Consider the following 17,079-nt stretch of genomic DNA (forward strand, 5'->3'; position numbering starts at 1 on the left):
CCTGGATTAGCTAATGCGCTACCGCCGGGCAGCGTCGCCGCCCGGCTTCGGACTTATTTCACCGTCCAGCCTTTGTAATTGCCGACGTTGTCTTTGTCGATCATCGTCACCGGGATCAGCACCGGCTCTTTCGGCGCGGGTTTGCCCTGCAAAATGTCGTAGCCAATTTCCACCGCTTTAGCTGCCATCACCTGGGGATCTTGCGCTGGGGTGGCGACAAACAACGAGTTCTCACGTTTCAGCGCCTCTTCGGCGTCCGGGCTACCATCCACGCCAACAATAAAGAACTCGTTACGTTGTGCCTGTTTTGCTGCCAGATCGGCACCGATCGCGGTGGGATCGTTAATCGCAAACACGCCGTCGATCTTCGGATTCGCCGCCAGCAGCCCGGTCATCACCTCCAGCCCGCCTTCACGACTGCCCTTGGCGTTTTGGTTGTCAGAGAGCACCTTGATGTCAGGATGGCGTTTAAATTCGGTCTGGCAGCCTTCGACGCGGTTCTGCACGGCGGACACCGGCGGCCCGTTGATGATCACCACGTTGCCTTTGCCTTTCAGGCGATCGGTGATGTATTTACAGGCCATTTCGCCCGCCTGGGTGTTATCGGAAGTAATGGTGGCGTCGGCACCTTCTGCCGCTACGTCAACCGCCACCACCACGATCCCGGCGTCTTTCGCCCGTTTCACCGCCGGGCCGATCCCTTTTGAATCGGCAGCGTTAAGGATGATCATATCGACGTTAGCGGCGATAAAGTTGTCAATTTGCGACACCTGCTGGCCCAGATCGTAGCCGCTGGAAACCAGCGTCACTTTGACGTTATCGCCTGCCAGTTTACGCGCTTCCAGCTCCGCGCCTTTGGTTATCTGTACGAAGAACGGGTTCGCCAGGTCGCCTACCGTTACGCCTATCGATTTCAGTTCTTTCGCCTGGGCGAACGGTGCCGCAGCCAGCAGCGCGCCTGCACAGAGCGCGGTCACTAAGGGCTTCAATCTCATACTGTATTCCTTATGTGTAGGGTATTGTTGTTATGCGCTTTGATGATGTCGGGTACGGTATTTGTCGATCAGCACCGCAATGATGATCACCGCCCCTTTGATCACCAACTGCCAGAAGTAAGAGACGCCCATTAAGGTCATGCCGTTGTTGAGCGTGGCGATAATCAGCGCGCCGACCAGCGTGCCAGTGATGGTGCCGATCCCGCCAACAAAACTGGTGCCGCCGAGGATCACCGCCGCAATGGCGTCCAGTTCGTAACCCATGCCTAAGTTGCCGTTGGCGCTGTATAGCCGCGAGGCGCTCATAATCCCGCCCAGCCCTGAAAGCAGGCCGCTCATGCCATAAACAAACAGCAGCACCAGCCAGACTTTAATGCCGGTAAGACGCGCCGCCTGCATATTGCCGCCGACGGCGTAGATATGAACGCCAAGCGTGGTACGGCGCAGAATAAACCAGCACACCACGATCACCGCTAGCGCAATGACCACCAGCCAGGGGATTGGCCCAAGATAGTTGTTGCCTATCCACTCGAAATTAATGTTGGAGTTGATGACCGTGGTGCCGTCTGCCAGCAGATACGCCGCCCCGCGTAGCGCCGTATAGGTGCCGAGCGTGACGATAAATGGCGGCAATCCGGCAAAGGCCACCAGTGCGCCGTTGAACAACCCCAGCAGCAGGCCGAGCATCAGCGCCGCTGGAATCGACAGCATGGCGAACTCCGGGCTAAGGGAGACGACCATTGCCGCCACCGCCGTGGTGCCGAGAATTGAACCTACAGAAAGATCGATCCCGCCGGTCAAAATGATGAAGGTCATTCCTGCCGCCAGCACAATGTTGATCGACGCCTGGCGGGTAATATTCAGCAGGTTACTTTCGGTAAAAAAGTTCGGCGCGATAAAGCCAAAAACCGCCACGATCAGGATCAGAATCGGCAAAATGCCGACCGTTTGCATCAGATCGCTCATTAACATTTTTTTGGCAGAGGTCTTTGCAGATGTCGTCATGAGCGCACCGCCTGGGAATGGGCGTCGTTGACGCCGGTCGCTAAGGTCATAATGTTTTCCTGGGTGATGTTGTTGCCGTTTAACTCACCGGCAATGCTGCCTTCGCGCATTACATAAACGCGATCGCTCATCCCGACTATCTCCGGCAGTTCGCTGGAGATCATCAGGATCGCCACGCCCTTGCGCGCCATCTCGTTCATGATCCGGTAGATCTCGCTTTTTGCGCCGACATCCACGCCGCGCGTGGGTTCATCGAGCAGTAAAATGCGTGGGCCAATCGCCACCCAGCGGGAGATCAACAGTTTTTGCTGATTACCGCCCGAAAGCCCACCTGCTCGCACCTGGGCATGAGGCACGCGGATGTTGAGCAACTTAATGGCGTCATCGGAAATGGTTTGTGCTTTTTTGCGATTGAGCATCCCCCAGCTGGCATCGCGCTCCAGGGTTGCCATGGTGATGTTTTCGGCTGCCGCCATTTCAAGGAACAATCCCTGTTCTTTGCGGTTTTCGGTGAGAAAACCAATGCCAAGATCGATGGCTTCGCGCGGGGAGTGGATCACCACCGGTTCGCCATCGACTTCAATCATTCCGCCTGTCGCTTTCCGCACGCCGAAAATTAACTGCGCCAGTTCGGAACGTCCGGCGCCCACCAGCCCGGCGAGGCCGACAATTTCGCCGGAACGCACCAGCAGGCTACTCGGCTGGACTTTGCCGCCGTCGGTCAGGTGGTGAACGTTCAGGCGGGCTTTGCCGAGCGGGATATCGCGCTCTTTATTGAACAGATCGCTCAGCGGCCTGCCGACCATCATCCGCACCAGTTCCCCGGCGTTGAGATTGTCGCGGGTCAGGCTGCCAACGTATTGCCCGTCACGCAGCACGCTGACGCGATCGGAAAGCTCATACACTTCTGCCATGCGGTGGCTGATGTAGATAATCGCCATCCCTTCATCGCGCAGTCGCATAATCAGTTCAAACAGGCGGTGAGTTTCGCGGGAGGAGAGGGCGGCGGTAGGTTCGTCCATCACCAGAATGCGGCTGTTGCGATGCAACGCGCGGGCGATTTCGACCTGCTGTTGCTCGGCGATGGTCAGCGTCATGACTTTATCGCTGGCGTTAAACTGCGCGCCGAGGCGGTCGATCACTTTTTGCGCCTGCACCAGCATCTCTTTACGCTGCACCAGCCCGCCGTGGGAAAGCTCGCTGCCGAGGAAAATATTTTCTGCCACCGTCAGATTCGGTGCCAGCTGCATCTCCTGATAAATCAGCGTAATACCGGCGCTTAAGGCATCTTTCGGTGTGCGAATGTGAAAGGGCTTGCCGTCTATCAGGATCTCGCCGCTGGTGGCGGTATACGCCCCCGCCAGCACCTTCATCAGCGTGCTTTTTCCGGCGCCGTTTTCCCCCATCAGGGCATGGATCTCGCCAGGGTAAACCGTCAAATCCACCCCTTTGAGCGCGTAAAATTTGCCGAAGGCTTTGGCAATATTGCGCATCTCCAGAACTGGCGTGCTGTTCATGGCGGACTCCTGCGAGGTTGTCGATATCAGCACTCCATCACAGGAAAGTAAATGCAAAATGTCAGAAGCCGTTCATATTTGTCATATTGCGATTTTTCTTTACGGAGCGTGATATGGCGCACCCCGGACGTCACTTTTTTGCCAGCGCGCGCGGGCGGTTGCTGCTTTTAAATTTGCTTGTGGTGGCGGTGACGCTGATGGTCAGCGGCGTGGCGGTAATGGGCTTTCGTCATGCCAGCCAGATGCAGGAGCAGGTGCAGCAGCAAACGGTGGATGATATGACCGGCAGCCTGAATCTGGCGCGCGACACCGCAAACGTGGCGACAGCGGCGGTGCGATTATCACAGGTGGTGGGGGCGCTGGAATATAAAGGTGAAGCCGAGCGATTGCAGGAGACACAGCGGGCATTAAAAAGCTCGCTTGCACAACTGGCGAACGCGCCTTTAGCACAGCAGGACGCCGGGCTGGTGGCGCGAATCATCCAGCGCAGTAATGAACTGCAAACCAGCGTCGGCGGAATGCTGGAGCGGGGGCAAAGGCGGCACCTGGAACGTAACGCGCTGTTAAGTTCGCTATATCAAAACTTAAGTTATCTGCGGCATCTGCAAAAAGTCACTTACGCGGAAGATGATCTTTTGCTTAACGAGATGAACCGGCTGATCGTTGCCGCCATTGCCACTCCAGCACCGCAGGCGATTATTCATCAACTGGTTGAAGTGATGTCAGCTCTGCCGACTCATAGTGATACGCCGTTAGTAAATACGCTACTTACTGATTTTAATCGTGAACTGCGCAAACTCGCGCCGCTTTCGGCGTCACTGGAGCAAAGCGATCTGGCGATTAGCTGGTATATGTTTCACATCAAAGCTCTGGTGGCGATCCTTAACAGCGATATAAACCATTATGCCGAACAGGTGGCGATGCTTTCCGGTCAGCGGGTAGCACAAAGTTACCAGGATCTGCGCTCCGGCGAGAGGGTGATCATGATTTTTGCCCTGTTAGCGGTGGTGATCACCGCATTTGCAGGTTGGTACATCTATCGCAATCTCGGCTCAAACCTGACGGCGATTTCCCGCGCCATGAGCCGTCTGGCGCACGGTGAAGCAGACGTCAGCTTTCCGGCGTTACAGCGGCGCGATGAGTTAGGTGAACTGGCACGCGCCTTTAACGTCTTCGCCCGTAATACCGCATCGCTTGAGCGGACGTCACGGCTGCTGAAAGAGAAAACCACGCAGATGGAGATTGCTCAAACCGAGCGGCAGGGGCTGGAAGAGGCGCTGTTGCACAGCCAGAAACTAAAAGCGGTCGGGCAACTGACGGGGGGACTGGCGCATGATTTTAATAATCTGTTGGCGGTGATTATTGGCAGCCTGGAGCTGGTGAACACGGACTCGCCCGACGCGCCGCGAATACAACGGGCGCAGCAAGCCGCCGAACGTGGCGCGCTACTAACCCAACGGCTGCTGGCGTTTTCCCGCAAGCAGTCCTTACATCCACAAGCCATTGAACTGAAAACATTACTGGAAGAGTTAAGCGAATTGATGCGCCACTCCTTACCGACAACGCTGACGCTGGAGATTGAAGCACAGTCTCCGGCGTGGCCTGCGTGGATTGACGTCAGCCAACTGGAAAACGCCATCATCAACCTGGTGATGAACGCTCGTGATGCGATGGAAGGGCTGACGGGAACCCTCAAAATCCGCACCTGGAACCAGCGTGTCACCCGTAGCAGTGGGCAGCGTCAGGACATGGTGGCTCTGGAGGTTATCGATCATGGCTGTGGAATGTCGCAGGAGGTGAAAAGCCAGGTATTCGAGCCGTTCTTTACCACCAAACAGACGGGCAGTGGCAGCGGACTAGGCTTGTCGATGGTCTATGGTTTCGTGCGTCAGTCCGGCGGGAGGGTGGAAATCGAAAGTGCACAGGGGCAGGGAACGACAGTCAGACTACAGCTTCCCCGTGCGTTGTTGGCGGCGAAAAATGTATCGTCAGCGGTGGTAGAACAGACAGCTGTCAGCGGCGATAAGCTGGTGTTGGTGCTGGAAGATGAAGCTGCAGTACGCCAGACAATCTGCGAACAGTTGCACCTGCTGGGCTATTTGACGCTGGAAGCCAGCAGCGGCGAACAGGCGCTGGATCTGCTGGCGGCATCAGTGGAAATCGATATTTTTATCAGCGACTTAATGCTCCCAGGCGGTATGAGCGGCGCAGAAGTGGTCAATGCAGCACGCAAACGCTACCCACACCTGACGCTGCTGCTCATCAGCGGTCAGGATTTACGCCCCAGCTATAACCCCGCGTTGCCAGAAGTGGCGCTGCTGCGCAAACCTTTTACCCGCGTGCAATTGGCGCAGGCATTGGGGCAAATTGAGGGATGATTTTCAGAATTTATCAAGAGGCCTGGAGCAAACGTGCTGCTATTGTGAGCAATTCTGCTCTGAATGGGATATAAAAGGAATTATGCCAGTACTGACAAGAGGCGATTCACATATGATCGTGATGCCAACCACCTATAGCCCAATGACGGTTGCTCGTTCTTTTCGCGTGGTGGAAGAGATCGAGCTTTCCGGGCGTCTGTTACAGGTGATTTATGACAGCCAGACGCCAAGAGCGGCCATCATTGAAGCGGACATTGAAGTTTTTGCAGGCGTGCCACGTCATCGGGTACTCGCCGCTCTCGACCTGCAGCGTAAAAAAGAGTTCGGCAGCGATATTATTGCCGTTGAACGCTGGTGGGAAGACTCGGATCTGGTACAAGTGGAAGGTATCTGCGTCTCCCCAGGTGAACGCGATAAAGGTCTGGCAACGCGACTGTATGAAGCGTTAATCCTGCAATGCGGAATCACACTCATCAGCGATTTTGATCAGTATGATGGCGGGAAGATGCTCTGGCAGAAGATCGCGCGCGAGTCCGATCAGATTTCGGTGTTTATATTAGACACTGAACAAGAGACATTTTGGCCTTACGATGGCACGAAAGTGATCTACGATGGTGGCTGCATTCCGGAAGAACGTATCTGGAGTATTTCTCCGGATCAAAAATGTCATAGCATTGTGCTGGTGGCGGAAAATAAACGGCGAGCTATCCAGCTAATGGAAGAGTCTGCGCCTTACCGTATTTGAGATTACTCCGCTACTCCGGTTATTCACACTCAACTAACGTTAAGCCAGTCCATCACAGAGACTGTCTTATGAAACCTTACTCCACGCTCTTTCTTTTCACCCTGCTCACGCTGACCACCGTTCCGGCTCAGGCCGATATTATCGACGACACGATTGGTAATATTCAGCAGGCGATTAACGACGCTTATAACCCTGACCGTGGGCGTGACTATGAAGATTCGCGCGACGACGGCTGGCAGCGTCAAGTGAGCGACGATCGTCGCAGACAATATGACGACCGCCGCCGCCAGTTTGAAGATCGCCGCAGGCAGCTGGACGACCGCCAGCGCCAGCTTGATCAGGAGCGTCGGCAGCTGGAAGATGAAGAGCGGAGAATGGAAGATGAGTATGGGCGGTGATGTTGGGTATGGGGCAGGCATCGCCCCTCCCCCTAATTCTCCCCATCAGCTATTAAAGCCCGGCTATTGTGTTGACTGCTGCTTAACGACATTAATCATCCACGGCACTCCAAATTTATCGGTAACTTTGCCGAAGCCATGTGCCCAGAAGGTTTCCTGCCAGTCCATTTCGATTTTTCCGTTGGCGGCAAGGTTGTCAAACCAACGTTTCCCTTCCTCGACCTGTTGCGAATCGAGCACCAACGTAAATCCGGAGTAGTTGGCTTTTCCTGACGGTATGGCATCGCTCATCATGATGTCGCTTCCGGCAATGCGCACGTTAGCATGGGCGATGGCAGTATCGGGAAATTGCATCCCTGAAGGACAACCTTCGGAGCTTTCCTGCGCGGGTTTCGGCATTTCCCCAAAGCTGATTTTATAGAGCAGTTCCGCATCTAACGTGCGTTGGTAATAGGCTATGGCGTCGGCACAGTTACCGGCAAAAGAGATATAGGGGCTTAACGGCATGATGGTGACCTCAGTTAAGAGAAGTCAGTTAAGTGTAGTTTGAATTTTGTACAGATGAAGAGTAGGCCTCATAAGACGAGCAAGCGTCGCATCAGGCATTGGCACCGTTGCCGGATGCGGCGTAAACGCCTTATTCCGGCCTACGGATGGCGCGGGAATTTGTAGGCCTGATAAGACGCGCAAGCGTCGCATCAGGCATTTGGCACCGTTGCCGGATGTATCGCACCCGGCATTCGAAATCAATTCTTTTTCACAAACTCAGATTTCAGTTTCATCGGACCAAAACCGTCGATTTTGCAATCGATGTTATGGTCGCCTTCAACCAGGCGGATGTTTTTCACTTTGGTGCCGATTTTCAGCATCGAAGAGCTACCTTTCACCTTCAGATCTTTAATGATGGTAACGCTGTCGCCGTCAGCCAGCAGGTTGCCGTTAGCATCTTTAACGATCAGCTCGTCGCTTTCCTGCGCAGGTTCAGCGTCGTTCCATTCGTAGGCGCATTCCGGGCAGATGTACATGCCGTTATCTTCGTAGGTGTATTCGGAGTTGCATTTCGGGCAGTGTGGTAATGACATGTGGATTTCCTCAAAAGTCAGCAGGGCAAAAGCGCCAAAAAACGGCAGATTGCCGAAAAAGGCCGCAATTATACACAAAATCCCTGCGTTTGTCGGGGGTACTGCTGATTTTAGTCGACGATCGTTTTCATTTGAAAGACAACGCAAAAAGAAAATAATCTTTTTGCCTCTGTTTATTATTTAAGTTAAGGTTAACTCTCTTCTTGTTCTTTTTTTAATTAAATTGTTATTTTATCTTTCTGACTTTTAACTTGTCGGAAGAGATTTATTCACCCGAATAAAAACAACATATTAAATATAAAAATTATTTCCTGCAGTAATTATAAAAGCCGACAACAGAACGAAAAAACGATCTGGCTAAATAAAAATAATGAAATTTGCTTTAAGGAAGAATTTTCCATGTACACACAGACAATATATGAGTTAAGTCAGGAGGCTGAACGTCTGTTACAGCTTTCCAGACAACAGTTGCAGTTACTGGAAAAAATGCCGCTCTCCGTGCCCGGAGAAGATGCACCACCACTGGCTTTACCCTGGAGTCAGCCTAATATCGCCGAGCGTCACGCAATGCTGAATAATGAGCTGCGAAAAATTTCCCGTCTGGAAATGGTGCTGGCGATTATTGGCACCATGAAAGCAGGGAAATCAACCACCATTAACGCTATTGTTGGCACTGAAGTTCTGCCTAATCGCAATCGCCCTATGACTGCGCTGCCGACGCTTATTCGCCATACGCCGGGGCAAAAAGAACCGGTGCTGCATTTTTCGCATGTCGCACCAATCGACTGTTTAATCCAAAAATTACAACAACGCCTGCGCGATTGCGATATTGAGCATCTGACCGAACTGCTGGAAATAGATAAAGATATGCGTGCGCTTATGCAGCGGATCGAAAATGGCGTTGCTTTTGAAAAATATTATCTTGGTGCCCAGCCAATTTTTCATTGCCTGAAAAGTTTGAATGATTTGGTGCGTCTGGCGAAGGCGCTGGACGTCGATTTTCCTTTTTCTGCTTACGCCGCCATTGAGCATATTCCAGTAATTGAAGTGGAGTTTGTCCATCTGGCAGGGCTGGAGAGTTATCCCGGGCAGTTGACGCTGCTGGATACCCCCGGACCGAATGAAGCCGGACAACCGCATCTGCAAAAAATGCTTAACGAGCAACTGGCGCGCGCCTCCGCAGTGCTGGCGGTGCTGGACTATACGCAACTGAAGTCAATCTCCGATGAAGAAGTGCGTGAGGCGGTTTTAGCGGTGGGGAAATCAGTACCGTTGTATGTGCTCGTCAATAAGTTCGATCAGCAGGATCGTAACAGTGACGATGCTGAACAGGTGCGGGCGCTGATTTCCGGGACGTTGATGAAAGGTTGTGTTACGCCAGGGCAGATATTTCCGGTATCGTCGATGTGGGGCTATCTGGCAAATCGGGCACGTCATGAGTTAGCTAACAATGGTAAGTTGCCAGCACCGGAGCAACAACGCTGGGTGGAGGATTTTGCCCATGCCGCGCTTGGCAGGCGCTGGTGCAATGCCGATCTGGCAGATATCGACCATATTCGCCATGCTGCCGATCAACTGTGGGAAGATTCGCTGTTCGCCCAACCGGTTCAGGCATTACTCCATGCCGTCTACGCCAACGCGTCGTTATATGCACTGCGATCTGCCTCGCATAAGTTGTTGAATTATGCCCAACAAGCGCGGGAATACCTTGATTTTCGCGCACACGGGCTGAACGTCGTTTGCGAGCAATTGCGGCAAAATATCCTCCAGGTTGAAGAAAATATGCAGCTATTGCAGCTTAATCAGGTGCAGGTGAGTGGCGAGATTAAACATGAAATCGAGGTGGCTCTGGCATCAGCCAACGACTTTCTGCGTCAGCAGCAAGACGAGGTGAATACCCAGTTAGCAGTGCTGTTTCAACATGATTCGTGGCCGTTAAGCGAGATTCGTACCCGCTGCGAGACGCTGTTACAGGCGGCACAGACCAAAATCAGCCGTGACTTTACGCTGCGTTTTGCTGAACTGGAATCAACCCTTTGCCGGGTGTTAAGCGATGTTATTCACCCCATCGAGCAGCGGGTAAAAACAGAATTGAATGAGTCTGGGTTTCGCCCCGGCTTTCATTTTCCTGCTTTTCACGGCGCAGTCCCACACTTCAATACTCGCCAGCTGTTCAGTGATGCAATATCCCACCAGGAAGCAATGGATGAGCAGAGCAGCCGTTTTGGCATTGTGCGTGAGACGTTCTCGCGCTGGCTGAATCAGCCTGACTGGGGACGGGGTGGTGAGAAATCACCGCCAGAGGCCGTTGATTACAGTGCGCTACAACGAACGTTAACCGAAGAAGTAGACCTTTATTGCCAACAAATGGCTAAAGCTTTGGCGGTTCAGGTCGATGATTCTGTCACGGCAGGCATGAACACTTTTTTCGCTGATTTCGCGTTATGTTTGACGGAATTACAGGCGCGTTTACGCGATAGTCTGGCTCTGCGTCAACAAAATGAATCCGTGGTCAGGATGATGCAGCAGCAATTGCAGCAGACCGTGATGATTCATGGCTGGATTTATACGGACTCTCAGTTGTTACGCGATGATATTCAAACTCTTTTCATGGCAGAACAGTATTGACAAAGACGTTACTGGACGGCTCTGGTCGCGTACTGGAGTCAGTTTATCCCCGCTTTTTGGTGGATCTGGCGCAGGGCGATGATGCCCGCTATCCACAAACCCATCAGCAGCAGCTTCGTGAACGACTGATGCAGGAGATCCTTGCTCGCGCACAGCTTCAGACGTGGGCGAATGCCGGAATGTTAAATGCGCCACTTAGCCTGCGCCTGACATTGGTGGAAAAACTGGCGGCGATGCTTGATCCCGGTCATCTGGCGCTGACGCAGATCGCGCAACATTTGGCACTATTGCAAAAAATGGATCACCGTTCGTACTCTGCTTTCCCGGAACTTCCCCAGCAAATCGCCGCGTTGTATGAGTGGTTTTCTGCCCGCTGTCGCTGGAAGGAAAAAGCGTTAATGCAACGAGGGTTACTGGTTCAGGCAGGTGAGCAGAGTGAGCAAATTTTTACCCGCTGGTGTGCTGGTGCGTATAACGCCTGGTCGCTACCGGGACGTTGTTTTATTGCTCTGGAGGAGCTGCGCTGGGGAGCGTTTGGTGATGCCTGTCGTCTGGGTAATCCACAAGTAGCGGCGTCGTTGCTTGACGATTTGCGCGTGAAAGCGACGCAATATCTGGCTGAAAGTATCAATGCGGCACCGACCACTCGCCATTATTATCATCAGTGGTTTTCCCCTCCTGGAGCCTCGACAGGCGGGGATCATGCAGACTTTTTAAGTTGGCTGGGCAAGTGGTCGGATGCCGATAAGCAGCCTGTTTGCTGGTCAGTAACCCAACGCTGGCAAACCGTCGCGTTGGGGATGCCACGGCTCTGTTCAGCACAGCGTCTGGCGGGAGCAATGGTCGAAGAAATCTTCTCTGTAAATTGACTGTAAATAATCAGTTACATCAATGAGTGCTCAACGAAATCCATGTGTGAAGTTGATCACAAATTTAAACGCTGGTAGGGTAAAAAGGTCATTAACTGCCCAATTCAGGCGTCAACAGGTTTGATTGTACAATCCTTAATCGGATCGTGTAAGCAAACCAGCTACGCTTGTTACAGAGATTGCACCCTGCAATTCCCGCTCCCCTTTTGCGGGCGCCGCGTCTATTTGCCTGACGCGTGCGGAAATGGGCTTACTCTGCGAGGAAAGCTATGCTGAAAAGGAAAAAAGTAAAACCGATAACCCTTCGTGATGTCACCATTATTGATGACGGTAAACTGCGAAAAGCCATTACTGCAGCATCGCTGGGTAATGCAATGGAATGGTTCGATTTTGGTGTTTATGGTTTTGTTGCTTACGCATTAGGTAAAGTATTTTTCCCGGGGGCTGACCCCAGTGTGCAGATGGTTGCTGCACTTGCCACCTTCTCCGTTCCCTTTCTGATTCGACCGCTTGGCGGACTCTTCTTCGGTATGTTGGGCGATAAATATGGTCGCCAGAAGATCCTCGCTATCACTATTGTGATTATGTCGATCAGTACGTTCTGTATCGGTTTAATACCGTCCTACGCCTCTATTGGTATTTGGGCGCCGATTTTGCTGTTGATCTGTAAGATGGCACAAGGTTTCTCGGTCGGCGGTGAATATACCGGAGCGTCGATATTTGTTGCGGAATACTCACCTGACCGTAAACGTGGCTTTATGGGCAGCTGGCTGGACTTCGGTTCTATTGCCGGGTTTGTGCTGGGTGCGGGCGTGGTGGTGTTGATTTCGACCATCGTCGGTGAAGAGAACTTCCTTGACTGGGGCTGGCGTATTCCGTTCTTTATCGCGCTGCCGCTGGGAATTATTGGGCTTTATCTTCGTCATGCTTTAGAAGAGACGCCAGCGTTCCAGCAACATGTTGAGAAACTGGAACAGGGTGACCGCGAAGGTTTGCAGGATGGCCCAAAAGTCTCGTTTAAAGAGATTGCCACCAAACACTGGCGCAGTCTGTTGACATGTATTGGTCTGGTGATCGCCACCAACGTGACTTACTACATGTTGCTGACTTATATGCCGAGTTATTTGTCGCATAACCTGCATTACTCCGAAGACCACGGGGTGCTGATTATTATCGCGATTATGATCGGTATGCTGTTTGTTCAGCCGGTGATGGGCTTGCTGAGTGACCGTTTTGGCCGTCGTCCGTTTGTGATCCTCGGCAGTGTTGCGTTGTTTGCGCTGGCGATCCCTGCGTTTATCCTGATTAACAGCAATATTATCGGCCTGATTTTCGCCGGGTTGCTGATGCTGGCGGTGATCCTTAACTGCTTTACGGGTGTTATGGCCTCTACCTTGCCAGCGATGTTCCCGACACATATCCGTTACAGTGCGCTGGCGGCGGCATTTAATATTTCGGTGCTGGTTGCCGGTCTGACGCCAACGCTGGCGGCCTGGCTGGTGGAAAGCTCGCATAATCTGATGATGCCTGCCTATTACCTGATGGTAGTGGCGGTGATTGGTTTGATTACCGGCGTGACGATGAAAGAGACGGCGAATCGTCCACTGAAAGGTGCGACGCCTGCGGCGTCAGATTTGCAGGAAGCGAAGGAAATTCTCGTCGAGCATTACGATAATATTGAGCAGAAAATCGAGGATATTGACCAGGAAATTGCCGATTTGCAGGCGAAACGTACCCGCCTGGTGCAGCAACATCCGCGAATTGATGAGTAAGCTGAAACGGATTGCCTGATGCGACACTCTCTTATCAGGCCAACAATCGAACTCTTAAGGTTCACTTAATCTCTGACGCGCATACTCTCCTCCAGGACAACGGAGGAGAGTGCAATGAAAAACCGTGTTTATGAAAGTTTAACGACTGTGTTTAGCGTGCTGGTAGTCAGCAGCTTTCTCTATATCTGGTTTGCCACGTATTGATCTTTCTTCAGCCGTACCCAGGCGCGCGTACCGGAAGCCTCTTCCCGGTTTTGCAGGAAAAACTGCCCGTGATGCAACTGTGTGATGCGGCTGACAATACTTAATCCCAGACCAATCCCGCCATAACGGCTGTCCATTCGTACAAACGCTTTGCTCAACTCTCCGCATTTACTCTCATCAATGCCAGGCCCTTCGTCTTCAACCGCCATTACCGCACCGCCATCTTCTTGCAGCTGAATCATAATGTTGCTGCCTGCTGGACTATAGCGATGGGCGTTTTCTACCAGGTTACGCAATAACATCCGCAGCAGGGTCGCGTCGCCCTGAACAGTGATGTCAGCGGCGCTCTCTGGTAACAGCAAAGTTTGTTGACGCTGGTCGAGCATGGTGCTGAGTTCGTCATAGGAGGGCAGGATCACATCTTCCAGCAGTTTTACATGCTGATAATTACCGGAAGAAAATGACTGTCCGGCGCGCGCCAGTTGCAACAACTGGGAGACGCTCTCCATCATCTGATCAAGCCGTGCGACTAACGGCGCTACATCAATGTGATGCGTTTTCGCCAGCAGTTCCAGATGCAAACGCACCCCCGCCAGCGGCGTTCGCAGTTCGTGAGCGACGTCAGCGGTAAACAACCTTTCGTTATCCAGCGTGCTGGTCAGGCGACTGACCAGATCGTTCAACGCCGAAACCACCGCTTCGATTTCGAGAGTGGCGCTATGAATGGCAATGGGCGTTAAGTTGTCAGCGGTGCGCGCTTCCAGCTCTTTTTGCAGCTCCGCCAGCGGGCGGGTGATGCGATGCACCGCCTGATAGCAGATAAATAGCGTCAGGCTGACCATAAAGACGCCGGGGACAATCAGGCTGGCGACCGCTTCGCGGATCTCACGCATGATGTGGCGATCGTTGTTGCGATTGTCGCGTAGCGCCTGCTCAAACAGCTGAATCTGCTCGGTACTTTCATGCCATAGCCAGAAGACGCTGATCAGCTCAAACACCAACAAAATGGCCCCGATGGTCAATATCAGCCGTTGCCGCAGCGATATTGGTCGGCGCAGAAAACGCATCAGATTCAATTATTTTTCCTCATTCGCGACCAGCATATAGCCAAAGCCGCGCACGGTGCGGATACGGGCTTTGCCCACTTTGTCGCGCAGATTGTGGATATGCACTTCCAGGGTGTTGGTCGAGGGTTCATTGTCCCAGTTATAGATGTCGTTGTAGAGAATTTCCCGATGTACCGGACTGCCTGCTTTGAGCATTAACCGTGACAGCAGAGCATATTCTTTGGGCGTCAGAATCAACTCTTCACCGCCCATCCATACCTGACGGCGACCCATATTCAGCGTCAGATTGCCAACAATCAACTCGCTTTCGCCCTGATTATTATGGCGTCGCAGCAGGGCGCGGATGCGGGCGTGTAACTCTTCCAGCGCAAAAGGTTTTACCAGATAGTCGTCGGCACCGACATCCAGCCCGGCGATTTTGTCGGTCAGGGTGTCGCGAGCGGTGAGGATCAGTACCGGCAGGGTGTATTTTTTCTGCCGGATACGGGCGAGAAAATGCAGTCCATCTTCGTCGGGTAACCCTAAATCCAGCACCACCAGGCTGTAGTGCCCGGCTTCCAGGCTTTGTTCCGCCATCCGCGCGGTCGTGACGCCATCGCACGCGTAGCCTTCGGTTTGTGCCGCCAGAATCAGCCCCTGCAATAACAGCGTATCGTCTTCAACAATCAGTATTTTCATTCAGTCACTCTCCTGCAAGTTTGCAGAATATCATCCGCAGCCTGGTAATACTTCGTCTCGACGCCGGTTAATCCCAACAGGGTTGAGAATAAATTGTCCTGTGAATAGTGCTGTGTTTGTGCCTGTTTTTGCAGGCAGCTCTGGTCAATCTGATACCGCTTTTGATAATCCTCCGACAACCACAGCAGCATCGGTACTTGTTTTTGGCTATCAGGCGCGATGGCATAAGGCAGGCCGTGTAGATAGATGCCATTTTCACCTAACGATTCACCGTGGTCAGAAAGATAAACCAGGCTGGTGGTAAATTTATCCTGATGTTCTTTCAGCAGATTAATTGCTTTATCAACAATATAGTCGACGTAGAGCAACGTATTATCGTAAGTGTTCACCAGTTGTTCTTTGGAACAGGTCTGGATCTCGTTGGTGTCGCAGGTGGGGGTAAATTTCCTGAACTGCGGCGGATAGCGGTTGTAATAGGTCGGGCCGTGGCTACCGATGGTGTGTAAGACAATCACGCCATCACCTTGCAGGTTATTGATGTACTCTTCCAGCCCGTGGAACAGCACCTCGTCATAGCATTCGCCGTTGATGCACTGGCCGGGCAGGTTCAGCGCAGTGACATTCTGGTGCGGTACGCGGTCGCAGACACCTTTGCAGCCACCGTCGTTGTCATTCCACAACACATTAATGCCCGCTCGCTGAATGATATCCAGCACGCCTTCCTGGTGCTGTGCCAGCTCTTCTTTGTAATGCTCACGCGGCATATCCGAGAACATGCATGGCACAGAGACAGCCGTTGCCGTGCCGCAAGACGCGGTATTGGGGAAATAGACCACATTATCTTTCGCCAGCCGTGGATTAGTTTCACGCGAGTAGCCATTGAGTGAGAAATTCTCTGCCCGCGAGGTTTCGCCGACGATCAAGATGGTCAGATTTTTACGTTTCTCGTTTTGCATTAACGGGTTGCGGTGTGCATCCTCGCCAATGCGAACCAGCGGCAGATTTGCCAGTCGCTGGTGGGAATACCATGACCAACTGGCAACAATGCTGTTGGAGGGGCTTAAGGATTTCACCAGCTCTTTGTTGTTACGAAACAGCGAGGCGTAATCTTTATAAAACAACGCGGCGACCAGCAGAATCAGCAGCACAGAAATCAGAATATTGGCTCCACGGAAAAGAACGCTACGCAGGCGTGAGGCTGCGGGTTTGATTTTTACCCAGCAGGCAATCAGTGCAGCAAGAACCCCGCTTAACCCTAGCGTTAATAACATCTGCGGTGTCATTAACGCGTAGCTTTCCGCAGGTGTGGTATCCATGATATTGGCAATCATCGAACGGTCGATGACGATGCCATAAGTCATTATGAAATATTGCGCAGACGCGCCGACAAGAATAAACAGGCAGGCCAGTGGACGATTAAGCCATAAGAAAGAGCCTAGCGTCAGGACAATATTAATCACGCTGAACGCGACGACCGGCATCGACAAGAAAACCAGCACGTTATGCATTGAATCCAGCGGTAGCGCCTGTAAAACCTGTTTAAAAAAGGCAATGTTCAGGCAGATAGCAATATAAAAAGAGGCCAGCAATAGCCAGGCGAGTAAATTCAAAGAGGGTCTTTTTAGAAGGCGCTTCAACATCACGGTGTTTCCATCGAACAAAGTGCGCATATGCTCGCAAAGCAAAGTTAAGCCAACCTTAAGTTCTTAAGGTTGGCTTTTATGTTTGCTGGATTAAGGGG

15 protein-coding genes are annotated in these 17,079 nt (G+C 52.5%); 7 read left to right on the forward strand and 8 right to left on the reverse strand.

Going from position 1 to position 17,079, the window contains the following annotated elements; translation table 11 throughout:
• Positions 1-53: 53 nt before the first annotated feature.
• Genes LG381_RS06230 through LG381_RS06240 form a run of 3 tightly spaced genes read right to left on the reverse strand, consistent with a single transcriptional unit; the run spans position 54 to position 3,517 of the window.
• Positions 54-995, reverse strand: a complete 942-nt coding sequence (locus LG381_RS06230) for an ABC transporter substrate-binding protein (RefSeq protein WP_032226457.1) — start codon at positions 993-995, stop codon at positions 54-56.
• Positions 996-1,025: 30 nt separating this feature from the next.
• Positions 1,026-2,000: a hypothetical protein gene (locus tag LG381_RS06235; protein ID WP_021551530.1), complete on the reverse strand. Its 975-nt coding sequence runs from the start codon at positions 1,998-2,000 to the stop codon at positions 1,026-1,028.
• Positions 1,997-3,517 carry a sugar ABC transporter ATP-binding protein gene (locus LG381_RS06240; protein WP_137325693.1) on the reverse strand — a complete coding sequence of 507 codons (1,521 nt, stop codon included), beginning with the start codon at positions 3,515-3,517 and terminating at the stop codon, positions 1,997-1,999. Before LG381_RS06240 ends, LG381_RS06235 begins: the two co-directional genes overlap by 4 nt.
• Positions 3,518-3,630: 113 nt before the next feature.
• On the opposite strand from LG381_RS06240, the gene LG381_RS06245 reads away from it, so the two are divergent.
• The 3 genes from LG381_RS06245 (at position 3,631) to yjdP (ending at position 7,038) form a co-directional block, all read left to right on the forward strand.
• Entirely contained in the window at positions 3,631-5,895 is a 2,265-nt protein-coding gene (locus tag LG381_RS06245; protein ID WP_225762149.1) for a hybrid sensor histidine kinase/response regulator, read from the forward strand.
• A 112-nt stretch (positions 5,896-6,007) separates the two neighbouring features.
• A complete protein-coding gene (locus LG381_RS06250) occupies positions 6,008-6,640 on the forward strand; it encodes an N-acetyltransferase (RefSeq protein ID WP_000636711.1) in 633 nt (210 codons plus the stop codon).
• Positions 6,641-6,708: 68 nt separating this feature from the next.
• Entirely contained in the window at positions 6,709-7,038 is a 330-nt protein-coding gene (gene yjdP / locus LG381_RS06255; protein WP_000806200.1) for a DDRRRQL repeat protein YjdP, read from the forward strand.
• A gap of 63 nt (positions 7,039-7,101) precedes the next feature.
• Here yjdP and yjdN read toward each other — a convergent pair whose 3' ends face one another.
• Together yjdN and LG381_RS06265 are read right to left on the reverse strand one after the other, a co-directional pair.
• A complete protein-coding gene (yjdN, locus tag LG381_RS06260) occupies positions 7,102-7,545 on the reverse strand; it encodes a VOC family metalloprotein YjdN (protein WP_001131294.1) in 444 nt (147 codons plus the stop codon).
• A gap of 239 nt (positions 7,546-7,784) precedes the next feature.
• On the reverse strand, positions 7,785-8,120 hold the full coding sequence (locus LG381_RS06265; RefSeq protein ID WP_001300891.1) for a zinc ribbon domain-containing protein YjdM: 336 nt from the start codon (positions 8,118-8,120) through the stop codon (positions 7,785-7,787).
• A 399-nt stretch (positions 8,121-8,519) separates the two neighbouring features.
• Between LG381_RS06265 and crfC the strand changes: the two genes are divergently transcribed.
• The 4 genes from crfC (at position 8,520) to pmrR (ending at position 13,593) form a co-directional block, all read left to right on the forward strand.
• Complete coding sequence (gene crfC, locus LG381_RS06270) at positions 8,520-10,748, forward strand: clamp-binding protein CrfC (RefSeq protein WP_225762150.1); 2,229 nt, start codon at positions 8,520-8,522, stop codon at positions 10,746-10,748.
• The gene (locus tag LG381_RS06275) at positions 10,745-11,617 is read left to right on the forward strand and encodes a YjcZ-like family protein (protein ID WP_225762151.1); all 873 of its coding nucleotides are present in this window, start codon (positions 10,745-10,747) and stop codon (positions 11,615-11,617) included. The genes crfC and LG381_RS06275 overlap by 4 nt, the downstream gene beginning before the upstream one ends.
• Before the next feature lie 269 nt (positions 11,618-11,886).
• Positions 11,887-13,389, forward strand: coding sequence for a glycine betaine/L-proline transporter ProP (gene proP / locus LG381_RS06280; protein WP_010353876.1), 1,503 nt, complete (start codon positions 11,887-11,889; stop codon positions 13,387-13,389).
• Positions 13,390-13,503: 114 nt separating this feature from the next.
• Complete coding sequence (gene pmrR, locus LG381_RS06285) at positions 13,504-13,593, forward strand: LpxT activity modulator PmrR (protein WP_000797657.1); 90 nt, start codon at positions 13,504-13,506, stop codon at positions 13,591-13,593.
• Here pmrR and pmrB read toward each other — a convergent pair.
• Genes pmrB through eptA form a run of 3 tightly spaced genes read right to left on the reverse strand, consistent with a single transcriptional unit; the run spans position 13,569 to position 16,978 of the window.
• Positions 13,569-14,669, reverse strand: a complete 1,101-nt coding sequence (gene pmrB / locus LG381_RS06290) for a two-component system sensor histidine kinase PmrB (RefSeq protein ID WP_225762152.1) — start codon at positions 14,667-14,669, stop codon at positions 13,569-13,571. The two genes, pmrR and pmrB, sit on opposite strands and share 25 nt — an antisense overlap.
• Positions 14,670-15,338 (reverse strand): two-component system response regulator BasR, encoded by a 669-nt coding sequence (gene basR, locus LG381_RS06295; RefSeq protein WP_032197202.1) that lies wholly within the window; start codon positions 15,336-15,338, stop codon positions 14,670-14,672.
• Positions 15,335-16,978, reverse strand: coding sequence for a phosphoethanolamine transferase EptA (eptA, locus tag LG381_RS06300; RefSeq protein WP_085461273.1), 1,644 nt, complete (start codon positions 16,976-16,978; stop codon positions 15,335-15,337). The genes basR and eptA overlap by 4 nt, the downstream gene beginning before the upstream one ends.
• Positions 16,979-17,079 lie beyond the last annotated feature (101 nt).

It is taken from the genome of Escherichia sp. Marseille-Q3837, assembly GCF_916618735.1.
GTDB classification, from domain to species: Bacteria; Pseudomonadota; Gammaproteobacteria; order Enterobacterales; family Enterobacteriaceae; genus Escherichia; species Escherichia ruysiae.